Source organism: Phormidesmis sp. 146-20 (genome assembly GCF_052939475.1).
The window spans coordinates 81,688-98,804 of record NZ_JBJPHT010000021.1; the positions used below are offsets into that span (position 1 = coordinate 81,688).

Below are 17,117 nucleotides of genomic sequence, written 5' to 3' on the forward strand. Positions count from 1 at the left end.
GAAATCTTCTGCCCCCCAAACTGCCAATTATGAGGGACTTTTCACGCTTCAAACTTGGCTATTCGCCGCTTCCAAATCGGTAGCCTTTGCCGTAGACGGTTGAGATGAGAGGCATTTCTCCGGCGACTTCGATCTTGCGACGCAGGAGGCGGATTTGAGCAGCGAGGGCGTTACTGGTGGGTTTTCCGCCGTCGCTCCAGAGATGCTGATAAATTTGGTCATGAGTGAGAAGCTGATTGGGTTGACCCATCAGGTATTCAAGGAGTTGACTTTCTTTTTCGGAAAGCTCGATCGCTCGTCCGTTTCGATAAGCGATCTGGTTTTGCAAATCTAATTCCAGGTCGTCCACTCGTAAGCGTTGCGTCGGAGTTGATTCCTGAACCACGGGCCGCCGCAACAATGCCCTGACTCGTGCCAGCAATTCTCGCAGTTCAAACGGTTTGATCAAATAGTCATCGGCCCCGGCATCCAATCCCAACACGCGATCGTCGATCGTATCTTTGGCCGTCAAAAACAAAACAGGTGTCGTGTCTCCGTTTGAGCGCAACTGCTGACAGATTTCTAGCCCCGATCGCTTAGGCATCATCCAATCCAAAATCAGCAGATCGTATTGAGTTTCAGTCGCCAATTGGGTACCGCGATCGCCATCGTAAGCCACATCCACTTGATAGCCTTCACGAACCAGCACTCGACTCAAAGGGTCAGCCATTTCGATTTCATCGTCAACAAGCAGAATTCGCATGGGGAAGGGAGGAGGGAGGAGGGAGGAGGGAGGAGGGAGGAATTAGGCGATCGTTCACATAACCCCCTATCTTTAATATTTAAGGCTTATCCTGATCTTCGGATAGATAGAAAGGCTTAATTATTTGTAGGACGAGTCGCGATCGTGCCACTCAAACTGATGTTGGGTTTCACACCTCAACTTAACCTTACAAATATCTTAAATTTAAGGCGTTGCTGATTGGAGGGATGAATCTGTGGAAAGTGTCCATCTTTTCGCCCCCTAAATCCCCCAAAATTGGGGGACTTTGAACCTTGGGTTTCCCGCCGCTTTGGGGCAATTTATCCCCTGATTCAGCAACGCCCAATTTAATTGGGTCTTTTTTCATCCCTCTCGCGAAGCGTGCCGCCAGCGGCAACCCCTCCTCCCTCATCCCTCCTCCCTCCTCCCTTCCTATGCTCACCGTCGCCATTCCCAAAGGTGGTTTGCTCAAAGACAGCATTCGCCTTCTACAATCTGTTGGACTTGACTTTAGTGCCTTTCTCGAACCTGGCAACCGTCAATTGCAAATTACTGACCCCAGCAACACCGCCAAAGCCTTACTAGTCAGAAACTCAGATGTCCCGGTGTATGTCGAATATGGGCAAGCACAACTCGGTATTGTCGGCTATGACGTGCTGCGAGAAAAAGCTGCCAACGTTGCTCAATTGGTCGATTTGGGGTTTGGGCCCTGTCGATTGTCAGTCGCCGTGAAAGCCAGTAGCCCCTATCGATCGCCCCTCGAACTCCCACTCCACGGTCGAGTCGCGTCTAAGTTTGTCCACTGTGCCCGCGAATATTTTCAATCGTTGGATCTGCCTGTCGAAATCATTCCATTAGCTGGCTCGGTCGAGTTGGGCCCGATTACCGGAATGTCAGAAGCGATCGTGGATCTCGTCGCCACAGGCAACACGCTGCGAGAAAATGGACTGATCGAAATCGATGTGCTGTTTCAAAGTACAGCGCGGCTGATTGCCCACCCTCTTAGCTATCGGCTTGATACGTATGGACTGCATGACTATGTAAATCAGATGCGTCAGACCGTCAGCCAGGTAGCGACCTGATACTCACCATCGATTATTCGCTATCCTTAAGCTTGTCCGACTTGCGCTCTACCATGACCCAACCGACCTCGATCGACACCCGCCGACCCAAAGAAACTGACTGGCGATTATTTTTGCGACTGGTGCCCTACGCTCGTCGAAATATGCGGTTGTTGTTGTGGTCGCTGGTGTTTTTGGTGCCGTCGGCGATCGCCACGACCCTTCAGCCCATTCTCATCGGTCAAGCCGTTTCTTTGCTACGACGAGAACCGACCACGTTTGGATTTTTGCAGGGGCGATCGCTTTCAGAAGGACTCAATATTCTCACAGGGCTGTTGTTGTTAACGATGGTGTCTCGATTGGTGTTAGATGCCACTCAAGGTTATCTAGTCCAAAAAGTGGGGCAGCGGATCACCGCCAGCATTCGCAATGATTTGTTTGATCACGTTACGTCTCTCGCGGTTCGCTTTTTCGATCGTACGCCCGTTGGTCGATTAATTACTCGGCTCACCAGTGATGTCGAAGCGTTGGGCGAAGTGTTTTCGACGGGCGCGATCGGGGTTGTCAGCGATTTGTTTTCGATGTTGGTGATCACGGTAACGATGTTTACGATTCAGTGGCAGTTAGCGACATTGTTACTGTTGATGTTGTTGCCTGTGACTGCATTGATTGTTTACTTTCAGCAGCAGTTTCGCAAAGCTAACTACAAAGCGCGAGAAGAGTTATCCGTTCTCAACTCCATGCTGCAAGAAAACATCACAGGCATCGGCGTTGTGCAGCTATTTCGTCGAGAACAGTTTAATAGTGAAATCTTTCGCAAGACCAACTTGAAATATATCAAAGAAGTCGATCGCACGATTTTTCACGATTCTGCCGTCTCAGCGACTTTGGAATGGGTGTCTCTGGTCGCGATCGGCGGCGTTCTCTGCATCGGTGGCTGGCTGGTCATGGACAAGACCATCAGTTTCGGCATTCTTTCCACCTTCATTCTGTTTGCCCAACGCCTCTTTGATCCCCTGCGTCAGTTTGCCGAGAAATTCACCGCCATCCAAGCCGGATTTACTGCCGTCGAGCGAGTCAGCGAAATTTTGAACGAACCGATCGAGATCCGCGATCCAGAAACTCACCCCTCCTCCCTCCTCCCTCCTCCCTCCTCCCTCCTCCCTCTTCCCTCCTCCCTCCCCTCTTCCTCCCCCGGAGAAATTCGCTTTGATCACGTCTGGTTTGCCTACAAGTCTGACGAATATGTGCTTCAAGATTTGGACTTTGTGATTCGTCCTGGTGAGAAGGTCGCCTTAGTTGGGCCAACCGGAGCCGGGAAAAGTTCGATTATCCGCTTGCTCAGTCGCCTATATGAACCCACCAAAGGGCGCATTCTATTGGACGGAATTGACATTCGCAACTTGCGCCAAGCCGAACTGAGACGAAAAATGGCCGTAATTCTACAGGACGGCTTTTTGTTTGCAGGCGATGTCAAAAGCAACATTACCCTCGGCGAAACCTACAGCTTTGACGAAATCCGAACCGCCGCCGAAAGTACCAACGTCGCTACCCTAATCGAACGCTTGCCCCAGGGCTACAACACCATGCTGCGCGAACGAGGCACCAACCTATCCGGAGGCCAAAAACAACTCCTCGCCTTTGCCCGCGCCGCCATCCGCAATCCTCCGATTTTGGTACTTGACGAAGCCACCGCCAGCCTCGATGTCGGCACCGAATCTCTCATCCAAGAAGCCTTAGAACGCCTGCTAGAACACCGCACCGCCATCATCATCGCCCACCGACTTTCGACCATTCGCAACGTCGATCGCATCATGGTCTTAAAGCGAGGGCAACTGGTCGAGTCAGGCAGTCACGATGAATTGCTGAGTCAGGGCGGACTCTATGCCAGTCTTTATCAGCTACAAATGTTAGGTGAATAGGATTTAGCGAGGCACTCTTTCTGCTGAAATCGAAGTTTTAACCTGCGTTGTCTTCATTGGCAAACTAGAAGGCTGAAGGTCTGAATTCTCACGCTCCGACAGATCACGATCGAGCCAATGGTTTGGATGTGACGACAACCTCAAAATCGTCTGCTCTGAGCTTTGATAGGTTCTATTCAAAACAGAATCCGTCTGCGAAGGCGGCTCACTCAACTGAGAAGACGAAAGCCCAATCCTCCATAACGGCTGGGAAGAAGAAGCCTCGATCGCAACCAGCGCCCCGATCGAGGCTGCCCAACTGCCCAGAGCGCAGACCGTTAACCATTTTTCGATTCTTTTGTTCATCCCTAGACTCCACGAACTGGAATGGCAGCAACTTTTGCGGGGGGTTCCTGGGGGCATCAGGGGCGTTGCGTCAGAAGAATGCTTCATGAAGATTTGACTCTTAATCAGCAGTTTCTCTTAATTTCCATCTAAGCCTGTCTGGGAAAACACGGGCAGTCGGAGTGTGCCACATAAATTCTTCACGACTTTGACGAGGAATCAGGAGAAAATCACGACGATCGCCTCTACTCAGGTAGTGTATCTTTTCCCTGACTGGAGAAGCCTCATCATTTGTTCCCGTCAACCGCTAAATGTCGTATCGAGTTGTGAAGTTTGGCTGAAGTAGAATTTTTGGGCTGACGAGACGTTAGCAGCCTCCAATTTGTCCTCGCTTGCCAGAGTCGGCGATCGGCAGTGTCTCTGGATCAATGCCGCCAAACTCTATCCTCTGCCAAGGTGCTCGACTGCGACGAGGAATTTTCTGATCCTGAGTGGGCACTTGAATCGAGTAATCTAATTCGTTAGCCTGCAAAGACTGATTTTGAATCTTTTCTAATGTGATGCTTTTGAGCCATTCTGGATCGACGTGATGAAACGATTCGTCTGACATTTAAGAAACCTCAATCCGATCATTGGATAAAGGATGACTACAAGGGCGATCGGCTAAGTTTCTCACAGTTTTTTGAATCGCCTGAAATCGATCATTGCTACAGCAAGTTCTGTTATTTTTAGCAGATGCTTCTACACCGATCGCGCCTTCTCTGTTTTACTCTACCGATTTGTTGAGTAATGCCTGAAAACGATCGTCTTCCCGAATCCCATCAAAGTCAGCATCGGTTTTTGCCATCTCACGATATTTGGAGTCGAGGTCGATCGAGTTCAGCGGTCAAAGGCGATGCTTTTCAACCTAGAGTCAGAATCTCGGCTGAAAAATCTACAACCAATCGTCTTGTTCTCAACCAAGGGATGCCGATGAGAACTTGCTGAAATGCTGAACCGACGACCACTGGAATTGTAAATTCTTGCCGATCGACTGAGATTTTACCCAAATAAGTTGGCAGAATGGTTTCTCCTTGAGCAGTTTCAATTTGGCGCGTACCGTAAAAAGACCAGCCAAAGGCTTCCAAGTCTTGTTCATTGATCGCTAACCACTCTGTCGAGCCTGTATCTAGGAGTGCATTAACTGCAAACCTTTCACCGTTTGTTGCAATCAGTTCAACCTCAAAAAATAACTGTCCAAGTTCGTCAAATTCACCTTGGATCATACTCGTCCACACAGCCCGGTTTCATTGAGGCGAAAGATGGCAAACGGGACTTGAGGATGTTTTTCTCTGGCTTTAGTGAGGGCAGCGATCTCGTCTTGATCGATAAAGTAATCTCCGCTTTCTGGCTCGATCAGGATGAACCAGTTGTGATGATTTTGCACGAGTTCGGAAGGCAAGTTTTCAAAAATGGCGCGTCCTCGTTGATGCATATCTGCAAGGGCGATCGCTTGCTCTGACAAATGGCTCTGACTCATAACGACCTCTCAATCTCTATTCAGTCTAAGAAGTGTTTGCCTTATTTGATTTGAGCTTGAGGGATTGATCCTAGCTGATCTGCTTGTCGCTGTCGTAGTTTCTCTGCTTGTTGTTGCCAGTACGAAAGTTCTTCTGAGAGCGTCATGTCTTTGGTGTATTCGTAGATTTTTTCGGCTCCCGATCGCTTCATTTCAACACAGTCAAAGTCTTTATTCTTCTTCATCGCTGATGACCTCTAGTGGAGAATAGATTCCAATTTCAGCGTAACCGTTTAACGTGTTGACGGCACGATACAGGGGAACTTTGTCGAAGCGTACAATGTGTTTGAAATTCCAACTCACGATTAGGGCACAACTTGCTACGGTTGCTAGGGCGACGTGCAGGGCATCTGTGGCGGATTTGGGAGTGACGATGCCCGCGTCAAGATAGGCTTTGCGAAGTTGAAGGGCTTGTTCGGAAACGTCTATGAGTTCTGCGATCGCCAACATCTGATTGAAGAACAACCGAACTTCTTCTGGAGCAGATTCGATTTCTGCTTGTACGATCGGTGAAGTGATCAACTGAAATCTTCCCGCTTGAACTTGTTGGAAGAATATTTGACTGGCTGTATCAAATTCTTCATCGAACACGCCGCCAAATACAGAAGTGTCGGCATAGACGCGCAATGTACGAATGACCATATCTATTTCACCTGTTCTTGAATTAGCGCCTGAAATCGATCGTCCTCCCGAATCCCATCAAAATCAGCATCGGTTTTTGCCATCTCACGATATTTGGGGTCGAGAGCGATCGCTTGTTTGAGGTTGTCGATCGCTAACTCAACCTGATCCTGCAACCCATAACAACAGGCTTTGTAGTAGAAAGTATCAGCATCATTTGGATTGAGCTTCAAAGCTTGGTCAAAGCTGGCGATCGCTTCTTCGTAGCGTTGTAAGTTACCTAGTGCAATGCCGCGAAAGTACCAAGCTCCATAGAAGTCTGGTTTGTATTTCAGGGCTTGGTCATAGCTATCGATCGCTTCTTCGTAGCGTTGTAGATTACGCAGTGTATCGCCGCGAAAATACCAAGCTTCATAGTACTCTGGCTTATATCTAAGCGCTGCATCGTAGCTAGTGATCGCCTCTTCGTAACGTTGTAAGCTATGGAGTGCATAGCCGTGCATAAGCCAGATTAAATAGTTGTCCGGTTTGTATTTCAGCACTTGGTCATAGCTAATGATCGCCTCTTCGTAGCGTTGCAAGTTACTTAGTGCGAGTCCGCGATTGTTCCAAGCTTCATGATAGTCCGGAGTATATTTCAGGGCTTGGTCATAGCTAGCAATTGCCTCTTCGTAGCGCTGTAAGTTATCCAGTGCCAGTCCGCGATTGTTCCAAGCTGCACAGTCGTCTAGCTCATATTTCAGGGCTTGCTCATAGCTGACGATTGCCTCTTCGTAGCGCTGTAGATTATGCAGTGCATCTCCGCGCATGAACCAGATTGCATAGTTGTCCAACTCATATTTCAGGGCTTGGTCATAGCTGATGATCGCCTCCTCGTAGCGCTGTAGATTATGCAGTGCAAGTCCGCGAAAGTACCAAGCTTCATCATCGTCTGGTTTGTATTTCAGGGCTTGGTCATAGCTGATGATCGCCTCTTCGTAGCGTTGTAAACTAACCAGTGCAGAGCCACGAAAGTACCAGGCGTAATGGTCGTCCGATTTATATTTCAGGGCTTGGTCAAAGCTAGTGATCGCCTCTTCATAGTGTTGTAAATTATCCAGTGTAAGTCCGCGAAAGCACCAGGCAGCATAGTCGTCTGATTTATATTTCAGGGCTTGGTCAAAGCTAGTGATCGCCTCTTCGTAGCGTTGTAAGTTACCCAGTGCAATGCCGCGATTGTACCAGGCTTCATCTTGGTCTGGCTTGTACTTCAGCGCTTGGTCATAGCTGGCGATCGCCTCTTCGTAGCGTTGTAACTCATCCAGTGCAACGCCGCGATTGTACCAGGCTTCATCTTTGTTTGGTTTGTACTTCAGCGCTTGGTTATAGCTGGCGATCGCTTCTCTATACTCGCTGGAGGCAAAGAAAACATTACCCTGCTCAAAAAGCAAGCTGGCTGTGTGCCCCGGTGTTTGCTCAGGTTCTTCTAAATAAGCCTGAATTTCTAAAACTCGATGGTTGCGCTTTGCTTGCGTCCATTTGACATATTCTCCATAGTCGCCATATAGCTTTAATGACTCTTGTTCTATGAGTTTTGGATCTGTTGGAAACCTCAAGACACCCGATCTCCAATCAAAAAAATCAGGCGCACGACGAACTAGATACTTGAGCGCAAACAGAGGCACTAAAAAAACAAAACAAATCTTGAAGTTATCTCGAAAGCGTTCTCGGCTGAGATTGAGATGTCCCAACAGTCGCGGAACATTCTTTTCGCTGTAGGTGTAATGATCACTAGGATTGTCCCAAAGCTGAGTTTTCTCATAGTCGTAGAGAGAATGCTCAATGCCTTGAATGAACAACACATCGATCTGATCTTTGTTGGGTAGCGCGTTTACTAAGTTGTAGAGATTGTCGATCGGTTCCTTTAGCGACAAGACTTCTATTTGCTTTTGGGGTAAATCTTGCCGAACTCGATCAATGATGCAATCGCCCTCTGCTGGCGAACATTGCACAAACAACAAGCCAAATCCCTCCGTCCAGCGAATAGAGCGCACTAGCGCCGTATACTCTTCCTCTGGATTTGGAATGGAGTCTTGATCCTGTCTAATGAGAACCATCGGCTGATAACTGCCCTAAAGCATCCTGAAACTCGTCAAGCTCTGCAATTAATGGATTAACGTCATACCAACATTTTGACTTACCTTCCTCCGTTTGGTAGCGATATTCCAGCAAACACCGCCGAAACAATAGATTTCGATGAATGTCGTCTTTGATAATTCGCTTAGACCGATGCACCTTGGCAAGCATTGCCCACTCACTGTCGTATACCGTCATCCCATAGGTGTTGCTGTTATCACTAATCGCCCGTTGCATCGACTTTCTAGAAATCGGCAAACTTCCCCCACGCATCACCGCCGCCTTCAACAACAGCAACAACTCGCGCACATGACCACCCGATATCAAACAAAGCTGCTCAATGATTTCTGGTGATGCAAAAATGTCTGAGTCTAAGCCGATATTGGGCGGAATCTTTGCCAATAGATAGATCCGTTTGCTGATTAGTTCTTTGAGTTTGTCTAGTCCCGGTCTATAAAGTTCGCCCGTTACGGTTCGCACCATGATCATCGGCAATACTTGAGCATCCGTCCCGTAGGTGTCTCGCGCCTTCAAAAAACTGCTCGAATAGACCATCGAAATCGGCACTGTGTAGATCACATGACAATTCAACGCTGTCAATTGCTCACTGTAATCGACAAAAATATGCTCATGGTTACTGCGCCCATCATCTTGCGGTATCGGCACAATGCGATCGAGGCTATCAGCAATCACAACCAGTTGCTTACGACCATTGGGTAGATGCCTTTTGGCTTCATCAATAAACTGATTGAGCGCTTTGATCAACGTCATCGTGTGAGGATTGATTTTCTCTCTAATCTGCTGCCTGACGCTTGGTACACCTCTTAGCGTTGCTGTAATCTTGGCAAACTGGTTAATCTGAGACTCGATACTCAGCGACTGAAACTCTACTTTAGTATTCGCCAAATCTTTGAGATCGTCCCAGCGTTCTCTCAGCCACTCTAATACAGGGCTGGGATTTGCACTGCCTTTGAGATCTTCGAGCAGATGACGAGTGCAAGCCAGCAAAATGTCGGTGTACTGGGCGTTTTGCGTATCGATGTCATCCTCATCCGCATCAAAATAGACGACAAAACAGCCTTTCTCATCGAGATGCTTCTGAAGTCTCAGCAGTTCCGTTGACTTTCCGGCTCCCCGATGCCCCGAATAAAGCTGATAGGTGTTGCGCTCTAGACTCAAAATCTCAGTTCCCAACTCTTCCAGAACATTGCCATCTCCCCGAACTGCCTCCAGATCGGTATAGGCAATATCTCCTGCTGGCAACGGCTTAAAGGGATCAAACGCAGCATATAGACGCTTTAAGATTTCTTCCTGGTTCACGATCGCTACTCCTCGACTACCTCAATTAAATCTTCGATCGCCACCTCAAAAACCCGCGCCAACTTCATCAATGCAGTGTAATCAACCGTCGCTAAATGAGGAGCCTTTGCATATTTTTTGATCGTCGCATAGGGAATCGCTGACCGATCCGATACCTCCCGTAGTGTCCATCCCTTCAAATCTGCATATTCTCGAACCTTCAGCCGAACTTTTCCCATTCACTTGACAAGGCTATGATCGTAGCCTTTAATATCTTTATCTCAAAAAGCGATCGTTCCTCGGTCTGGACAACTCAAGAACGATCGCTTACCAAAGTCCCACAAACGGAGACGTGACTATGATACCAGCCCCTCAGCCCGATCGAGCGGGTGAAAGTTTTGCAGCGTCAAATTATTGGCAACGGCTACACCCCTGGTGCATCATTCGACTCTTGCCCAAAATGCAGCGAATTGTCATCCAAAGGTTTCGCTCTCGCAGTCAGGCAGAAGAATACTTGAAAGCCTTGAGACGTATACTCCCAAGTGCCATCCACGAAATCATTTTCGACCCAATCTCTGAAGCGTCTCAGGACAACGATCGCTCTTGACGGCTCTAACCTTCAGAAGCCTGTAAGCCAGTTTGCAGTACCGACAGCACCGTTTTCATATCGCCTTCTAGCAGCGCAGACACCGCTAACCACAGACCCGGAAACACTCGACTGCGAATAGTGCCCTGCTCGTCTGCATTCAGCAAAACATACTCATCATTTTCTAGCACAAACCAATCGATCGCCTCATCCAATGTGCGCCAAACGATGTACTCTTGCACTCCACTGCGACGATAGGCCCGTTTCTTGTCGTGTAGATCAATCAATAGACACGCTGCGGAACCGAAAGTATCTGTTTGGGAGTTGCCACCATTTGCTGATTCTCCTGGCTAGAGAAGTGAGCACCCGTTCCATCGAAAACTTGACATTCCTGACTGAGGTAAGTTTTTCCCGGTGCTTTAACTTCAACAACGCGGTATCGACCCGCAAGTAATTGTGGCATCGCAAAACAGCCCTGATTGATCAAGATTATGGTCTGGAAAGCTTTGACTTTATGTGGTGTAGCTGACGGCGATCGAGCCACTTAACGGAGTCTTAATGCTGCCTTAAAAAGAAACAACTAGAATTCCTGAAAGATGAAATAATATCCCTAAATTCTTGCCTTGCTGCGATCGTTCCCCTACGATCGACCAGCGCAATTTCTAATAATGCGGATTTTGCTAGTAGACGATGATGAAGTAGTCGTGCAGCAGTTGAGCAAAGTGCTGATCGATCACCGCTATGTAGTCGATGTTGCAGTAGACGGATTGGCGGGTTGGGATCTGGTGGACACCTGCGACTATGACGTGATCGTGCTGGATGTGCAGTTACCCCGACTCAACGGCATCGAGTTTTGTAAGCGACTGCGATCGCACCACAAGTCTACCCCCGTTTTGTTGATGACGGCCCAAAGCGCCAGTGGGCACAAAGTGATTGGCCTAGATGCTGGTGCAGACGACTACCTGGTTAAGCCCGTCGATCTACCCGAACTGCTGGCTCGAATTCGCGCCCTGCTGAGACGACGAGACAGTGAAACGCGGCTACCAGACCTAAAGTGGGGCAGCTTACAGCTAGATCTCAACAGCCGTGCCGTCACTTGTGCCGATCGTGCTTTGAGGCTGACCCCCAAGGAGTACAAGCTTCTGGAGATTTTTTTGCAGAATCCGCAGCGAATTTTTAGCAGCAGTGCGCTGATCGACCAGCTTTGGTCATTTGATGAAGAAGCCCCCACCGAAGATACGGTACGATCGCACCTCAAAGGACTTCGCAAAAAGCTCAAGGCAGCCGGGTTAGAGCAAGATCCTGTAGAAACCGTGTATGGGATCGGCTATCGTCTCAAGCCGTCTCCCAAGCCTGATCAAACCACAGATGACAGCACTTTTAACAACCCTAAGAAGAACGCTAAAAAATCAAAAAAGCCGTCAGCGCCAGAACCAACAGAGGTCGTCGCAGCAGAAATACAACAGATCTGGCAACAGACACGAGAAAAGCTACAGCAGCGATTTGCCACTATTGAGGCAACCGTCACGCTTTTAGCCAAGCAACAAAGTTCGGTAAAGCAGCAAAAAGAAGCCTGTCAGGAGGCCCACAAGCTGGCGGGTTCACTGGGCATGTTTGGGACGATGGATGGATCAGAGTTGGCAAGCGAAATTGAGCAGTTGTTAGACGGAAAACATCCTCCAAAATCTGACAAACTTAAGTCGCTCAAGCCACTGGTTCAAAAGTTGCGGCAAGAAATTGAGCAGTTAGATCGCCAATATCAAGCAGGCGATCGCGGACTTGTTTCCTTAGACAATCCAACAGTTGACAATGGGTATCTGCCCCCTGCCGACCACTCAACCGAAGCGCGATTAATGCTAGTCGATGACGACCCTCTGATTTTGCAAACGTTAAAAGAATGGCTGATGCCCTGGGGCTTTGAGATACACACCCTCAGCCAGCCAGAACAGTTTGCCGACACCCTCAAGAAAATTGTGCCCGACCTCCTGGTGCTGGATATCGAAATGCCTGGGATCAGTGGGATTGACCTCTGTCTGCAATTACGCAACGATCCCGCCTGGAGTAGTCTACCTGTGCTGTTTTTGACCGCCCGACGCGATGCCGAGACGATTCAGCGCGTGTTTACAGCAGGGGCTGACGATTACATTAGCAAACCGATCGTCGGCCCCGAATTTGTCATCCGCATTCTGAATCGACTGGAGCGATCGCGCCTCCTGCGGGCATTAGCAGACACCGACTCGCTCACCGGATTGGCCAACCGTCGCAAAGCAACCCACGAGTTAGTACGCCTGCTGGCCCTAGCAAAACGGCAAGACAAGCCCGTTAGCATCGCCCTGCTGGATCTCGATTACTTTAAGCAGATTAACGAGATTTACGGCCATCCGACGGGCGATCGCATCTTGCACGAATTGGGGGCCATTTTGCAGCAGTCCTTTCGCCTAGAGGATGTTTTGGGGCGCTGGGGCGGCGAGGAGTTTGTGGTGGCAATGTATGATGTGGCGCGATCGTCTGCGGTTGAGCGATTGCAAAATTTGCTAAACCAACTCCGGGCCCATCCTTTTGACTCGACTCAAGGAAGTCCCGTCTGCGTCACCTTTAGTACAGGCATTGTGCAATATCCTCAAGATGGAGCCGACTGGCAAGCCTTGTATCAAGTAGCCGATCGGCGGCTGCGTCAGGCAAAATTAGCAGGAAGAAATCAGGTGCTATCAGGAGAGCGTGATGAAAACCGGGGTCGCAAGGATCAAGAAAATGGCCCCCTGGAATAGGCGATGGTTGCCAGGTCTGATGAGTTTGGGTGTGGTCGCTCTGACGTTGGGGATCTGGCGATCGCTCCAGGTGCAACAAGCCGCAGAAACTCAGCGCAATCTGACAGAAATGGCAGCCAGCACCGCTAGGATTTTAGAAGCTGACCTGAATGCTGTCTCACTGGGGCTAAATCGGGCCGCCCAACGCTGGCAGATTCGGGGCGGCACGCCTCAAGCCGAATGGCAGGCCGACGCGGGTCAATACATCAAAGACACCGCAGGGTTGCAAAGTATTGAGTGGATCGATCGCACCCTTCAGCCGCGTTGGATTTCTGCTACCTCGCCCTCCATGCCAGATCCCGATCGTCTCTCACTCTTAAAAGTGCAGCGGGCAGCTCTGCAAGCCAGCCGTCTGAGTCAAGGCTCCCTGCCATCGGGGTTGATCACGTTGCGTACCTACGGACAGTCCCACTTTCATGGGTTGGTTCCGCTCTTTTTACGACCCAGCGCTTCGGCTTCTCAGTTTGATGGATTCTTCTTCAGCACCTTTGATGCGCCTACGTTCTTTGGGACGGTGATCGCCCATGTGCCGCCGACTTACAACATCGCTGTATTAGAAAATGGAGAAACGCTCTATCAACGCTATTCTGACCCTAACCGTTCCGCTGCGATGGGGACTCAAACAGCTACCCTCAAAGGTCACAAAAGTTGGCAGGTGCGTGTCTGGCTGTATTCGACAGATTCCTTATCTCCGCATTCCTTCTTGCTGACCAATGTCGTGTTGGGGGCAGGGTTATCGATGGCGGCGCTGCTGGCGCTGGTTACTTATTTTGCTCAAGCGATGCGCGATCGTACCCGTCAGCTAGAAGCCATCAACCATCAAATTACAATGGAATCCGCCATTCAACAACGGTTGGCGCTGGCGCTACAAGAAAGCGAGGTGCAATACCGCGATCTGTTTGAGAATTCCAACGATTTGATTGTCAGCGTCGATATGGCAGGGCGATTTCTCTACGTCAACCGCGCCTGGAAACAGACCCTGGGCTACGACGAATCAGATTTGGCAACCCTGACGCTGTTTGATCTGGCTTTTCCTGACTGTGGGGGACGCTGCGACAATCTGCGCCAGTGCCTGACGGTGGGCGAAGCGATCGCAAATCTGGAGGTGGCTTTCAATGCCAAAAATCAGCAGCGGATCTGGCTCGAAGGCAGCTTAAATTTTCGCCTTGTCGATCAGCAACCGGTGTCGATGCGCTGCATTTTTCGCAACATCAACGATCGCCGTCAGGCAGACCGAGACCGAGAACACATCACAGAACAGTTGCGCCGCAGTGAAGAACGCTGGCAGTTAGCCATTCAAGCCAACAACGACGGAATTTGGGATCTTGATCTCACGACAAATACGGCGTATCGTTCGACTCGCTGGGGTCAAATGTTGGGCTATACGCCAGGCGAACTCCTTGACAGCAATGTTGAATGGCAAACTCGCATCCACCCAGACGATCGAGCGCGGGTACTCCAAACCGAACAGGACTATCTCGATCGCCGCATTCCTCAGTTAGACCAAATCTATCGCCTGCGCCACAAAAACGGCAGTTACCGATGGGTGCAGTCTCGCGCTCAGGCCGTCTGGGACAAGGCGGGGACTCCGATTCGGCTGGTAGGTTCGACGACAGATATTACTGAGCAAACCCAGGCACAAGCCGCTAAAAAGCAAGACGAAGAAGAAATTCTTCACCTCAGTCAAGCTCTGGAAGTTGCGGTTGTGGGCATTTCTCAAGTTGATTGTCAGGGTTACTATACCAAGGTCAAATCTGCCTACGCTCACCTGTTAGGCTATTTGCCAGAAGACTTAGTAGGGCAGCACTGGCACGATCTGATTTATGTGGACGATCGCAACCTGGCGATCGCAGCCTATCAGGAGATGTTGAGCCATGACAAAGCTGAGGTAGAAGTCCGGGCTGTCCACAAAAATCAGTCGGTGTTGGAGCAAAAAATCGTGCTGGTGAAAGCCTACGACGAGATGCAACAATTCATCGGTCACTACGGCTTTATGAAAGATATCAGCGATCGCCGCGAAGTTGAACGGCTCAAAGAACAGTTTGTGTCGATCGTCAGTCACGAACTGCGAACACCCCTCACCTCGATATCGGTGGCACTAGATTTGTTGGCGGGCGGCGTGCTACAAAGTCAGCCCGAACAGGCGCAGCGAATGCTTAATATTGCCTCAAACAACACCGATCGCCTCGTGCGGCTGATTAATGACATTCTGGATATTGAGCGAGTGCGATCGGGCAGGGTGGCAATGAATAAAGAAACTTGCACCCTCGCCGCACTGTTTACTCAATCAGTCGAAGCCGTTCAAGACATGGCCGACAAAGCAAATGTGGCGCTGGTGGTTTCCGCTTTATCTGCCCGCTTATGGGTCGATAGCGATCGCATTGTGCAAGTCCTGGTCAACCTGCTCAGTAACGCCATCAAGTTTTCGTCTTCGGGTGATACCGTCTGGCTCAAAGCAGAAGTGAGAACCGGGGAAGTAGGCAATGAGCCAGCAGAGGGCAATCAAGATCCCCCGACACCCTATCTCCTTCTCTCTGTTCAAGACCACGGGCGAGGCATCCCACTAGAGAAGTTAGAAGCCATTTTTGAGCCTTTCCAACAGGTAGATGCTTCTGACTCGCGCCAAAAGGGGGGCACTGGGTTGGGTCTGGCGATTTGTCGCAGTATTGTCCAGCAGCACAATGGCAAAATTTGGGTAGAGAGCCACTTAGCAGAAGGCAGTACGTTTTTGGTGCAGCTTCCGGCCCTCTGGGAAGTCGAGGAGGCGACCCTTCACCAACCTCAACTTGACAATGCGCCCTTGGTGCTGATGTGTGATGATGATTCTTCGGTGCGATCGGTGATCCAAACCGTCCTTCACCAACAAGGCTATCGAGTGCTGGCAGTCGCATCGGGCCGAGAAGCGGTGGAGCAAGCTAGAATAGCTCGTCCCCAAGTGGTGCTATTAAATCTGATAATGCCAGAAATGGACGGCTGGGAGACGCTGGCCAGGCTAAAAGGTCAGCCCGAAACACAAGCGATTCCGGTCGTGATCCTCAGCGGACTGCTCCCCGACGCAACGCAGGTCGATCGTCCTGAAATTAACGGGTGGGTCGTCAAACCCCCCAATCAAAAAGTGCTGTTGCAAACCCTACAGCGGGCACTCAACAAGCCCTATCAAAATATTCGCATTTTAATCATTGAGGATGATCTGGATCTGGCAAGGCTGCTGATTGCGATTTTTACTCGCCACCATCTCAAAACCTTCCACGCCCAAACTGGGCAAGACGCAATTCGCCTGAGTCAAGAAATCATGCCGGATCTGCTGGTGTTAGATTTGAGCATTTCTCAAGGCGATGGGTTTGCGATCGTAGACTGGCTGCGGCAGCACAATCACCTCAACCGTCTGCCGATAGTCGTTTACACGGCACGAGAGCTAGAGCCAGAAGAGCGCGATCGCCTCACGCTGGATCACACCCTATTTCTCACCAAAGGACGCATTACGCCACAGCAGTTTGAACAGCGAGTGATCGCGCTTTTAAACCGCATGACTCAGCCCTCGACCCAGAAGGAGCAATCATGAGTAAGCGAATTCTAATTATTGATGACGACGACGACATTCGGGCGGTGGCTCAGGTGACGCTTCAGGCGGTGGGTGGTTGGCAGGTGATGACGGCGGCCAGTGGCAGTGAGGGAGTGGCGATCGCGACCTGTGAACCACTCGATCTAATTTTGCTCGACGTAATGATGCCCGATATGGATGGAATCGACACCCTGCAAGCCCTGCAAGCGACTCCTGCAACGCGATCGATTCCTGTACTCTTTATGACGGCCAAAGCTCAGGCTGCCGAACTACGTCGCTTCGCCAAACTCAACATCGCCGGGATCATCACAAAACCCTTTAAAGCCATGCAGCTTCCTGCCCAAATTTCTGCTGCCTTGGGTTGGTAAAGTGAGGCGAATTAGATGGGGTTTGCCTTTGTTGGATAGACAGCTTGGCGGTTAAAACCGCAGCTAAGAGAACAAAATCCGCCTTCGCGGGTTAATAGGGGACTTGCCAAGAAATAGAATCCCGGTCATTCTAGGGGAGAAGAGTTCCCTAA

General features: G+C 49.9%; 19 protein-coding genes. 6 read left to right on the plus strand and 13 right to left on the minus strand.

The features are described 5' to 3' along the window. Positions 1-58: 58 nt before the first annotated feature. Positions 59-742 (minus strand): two-component system response regulator RppA, encoded by a 684-nt coding sequence (gene rppA / locus ACKFKH_RS17740; protein WP_446859653.1) that lies wholly within the window; start codon positions 740-742, stop codon positions 59-61. A gap of 434 nt (positions 743-1,176) precedes the next feature. Here rppA and hisG point away from each other — a divergent pair, with 434 nt between their 5' ends. Then, positions 1,177-1,824 (plus strand): ATP phosphoribosyltransferase, encoded by a 648-nt coding sequence (gene hisG / locus ACKFKH_RS17745; protein WP_446859654.1) that lies wholly within the window; start codon positions 1,177-1,179, stop codon positions 1,822-1,824. A gap of 53 nt (positions 1,825-1,877) precedes the next feature. Beyond that, positions 1,878-3,725 (plus strand): ABC transporter ATP-binding protein, encoded by a 1,848-nt coding sequence (locus ACKFKH_RS17750; RefSeq protein ID WP_446859655.1) that lies wholly within the window; start codon positions 1,878-1,880, stop codon positions 3,723-3,725. Positions 3,726-3,728: 3 nt separating this feature from the next. Here ACKFKH_RS17750 and ACKFKH_RS17755 read toward each other — a convergent pair whose 3' ends face one another. The 10 genes from ACKFKH_RS17755 to ACKFKH_RS17800 form a co-directional block, all read right to left on the minus strand. Next, entirely contained in the window at positions 3,729-4,070 is a 342-nt protein-coding gene (locus ACKFKH_RS17755; protein WP_446859656.1) for a hypothetical protein, read from the minus strand. Positions 4,071-4,416: 346 nt separating this feature from the next. Beyond that, positions 4,417-4,659, minus strand: coding sequence for a hypothetical protein (locus ACKFKH_RS17760; RefSeq protein ID WP_446859657.1), 243 nt, complete (start codon positions 4,657-4,659; stop codon positions 4,417-4,419). Positions 4,660-4,815: 156 nt separating this feature from the next. Beyond that, a complete protein-coding gene (locus ACKFKH_RS17765; protein WP_446859672.1) occupies positions 4,816-4,932 on the minus strand; it encodes a TPR end-of-group domain-containing protein in 117 nt (38 codons plus the stop codon). Positions 4,933-4,951: 19 nt separating this feature from the next. Beyond that, entirely contained in the window at positions 4,952-5,314 is a 363-nt protein-coding gene (locus tag ACKFKH_RS17770) for a hypothetical protein (protein WP_446859658.1), read from the minus strand. Next, positions 5,311-5,568 (minus strand): hypothetical protein, encoded by a 258-nt coding sequence (locus ACKFKH_RS17775; RefSeq protein ID WP_446859659.1) that lies wholly within the window; start codon positions 5,566-5,568, stop codon positions 5,311-5,313. Before ACKFKH_RS17775 ends, ACKFKH_RS17770 begins: the two co-directional genes overlap by 4 nt. Positions 5,569-5,609: 41 nt before the next feature. After that, positions 5,610-5,792 carry a hypothetical protein gene (locus ACKFKH_RS17780; RefSeq protein WP_446859660.1) on the minus strand — a complete coding sequence of 61 codons (183 nt, stop codon included), beginning with the start codon at positions 5,790-5,792 and terminating at the stop codon, positions 5,610-5,612. Continuing rightward, entirely contained in the window at positions 5,779-6,249 is a 471-nt protein-coding gene (locus ACKFKH_RS17785; protein ID WP_446859661.1) for a type II toxin-antitoxin system VapC family toxin, read from the minus strand. The genes ACKFKH_RS17780 and ACKFKH_RS17785 overlap by 14 nt, the downstream gene beginning before the upstream one ends. 2 nt (positions 6,250-6,251) lie before the next feature. Continuing rightward, positions 6,252-8,324 (minus strand): tetratricopeptide repeat protein, encoded by a 2,073-nt coding sequence (locus ACKFKH_RS17790; protein WP_446859662.1) that lies wholly within the window; start codon positions 8,322-8,324, stop codon positions 6,252-6,254. After that, positions 8,311-9,663: an ATP-binding protein gene (locus ACKFKH_RS17795; RefSeq protein WP_446859663.1), complete on the minus strand. Its 1,353-nt coding sequence runs from the start codon at positions 9,661-9,663 to the stop codon at positions 8,311-8,313. The genes ACKFKH_RS17790 and ACKFKH_RS17795 overlap by 14 nt, the downstream gene beginning before the upstream one ends. Positions 9,664-9,668: 5 nt before the next feature. After that, entirely contained in the window at positions 9,669-9,881 is a 213-nt protein-coding gene (locus tag ACKFKH_RS17800) for a helix-turn-helix domain-containing protein (protein ID WP_446859664.1), read from the minus strand. Positions 9,882-10,000: 119 nt separating this feature from the next. Between ACKFKH_RS17800 and ACKFKH_RS17805 the strand changes: the two genes are divergently transcribed. Next, positions 10,001-10,249, plus strand: coding sequence for a hypothetical protein (locus tag ACKFKH_RS17805; RefSeq protein ID WP_446859665.1), 249 nt, complete (start codon positions 10,001-10,003; stop codon positions 10,247-10,249). A gap of 5 nt (positions 10,250-10,254) precedes the next feature. Here ACKFKH_RS17805 and ACKFKH_RS17810 read toward each other — a convergent pair whose 3' ends face one another. Together ACKFKH_RS17810 and ACKFKH_RS17815 are read right to left on the minus strand one after the other, a co-directional pair. Further along, the gene (locus ACKFKH_RS17810) at positions 10,255-10,515 is read right to left on the minus strand and encodes a Uma2 family endonuclease (protein WP_446859666.1); all 261 of its coding nucleotides are present in this window, start codon (positions 10,513-10,515) and stop codon (positions 10,255-10,257) included. Then, entirely contained in the window at positions 10,512-10,691 is a 180-nt protein-coding gene (locus ACKFKH_RS17815) for a hypothetical protein (protein WP_446859667.1), read from the minus strand. Before ACKFKH_RS17815 ends, ACKFKH_RS17810 begins: the two co-directional genes overlap by 4 nt. Before the next feature lie 205 nt (positions 10,692-10,896). Between ACKFKH_RS17815 and ACKFKH_RS17820 the strand changes: the two genes are divergently transcribed. From ACKFKH_RS17820 to ACKFKH_RS17830, 3 genes are read left to right on the plus strand one after another with little or no spacing between them, the layout of a single operon-like run. Beyond that, positions 10,897-12,996 carry a response regulator gene (locus tag ACKFKH_RS17820; protein WP_446859668.1) on the plus strand — a complete coding sequence of 700 codons (2,100 nt, stop codon included), beginning with the start codon at positions 10,897-10,899 and terminating at the stop codon, positions 12,994-12,996. Further along, positions 12,950-16,597 (plus strand): PAS domain S-box protein, encoded by a 3,648-nt coding sequence (locus tag ACKFKH_RS17825; protein ID WP_446859669.1) that lies wholly within the window; start codon positions 12,950-12,952, stop codon positions 16,595-16,597. Before ACKFKH_RS17820 ends, ACKFKH_RS17825 begins: the two co-directional genes overlap by 47 nt. Further along, positions 16,594-16,965 carry a response regulator gene (locus ACKFKH_RS17830; RefSeq protein ID WP_446859670.1) on the plus strand — a complete coding sequence of 124 codons (372 nt, stop codon included), beginning with the start codon at positions 16,594-16,596 and terminating at the stop codon, positions 16,963-16,965. Before ACKFKH_RS17825 ends, ACKFKH_RS17830 begins: the two co-directional genes overlap by 4 nt. Positions 16,966-17,117 lie beyond the last annotated feature (152 nt).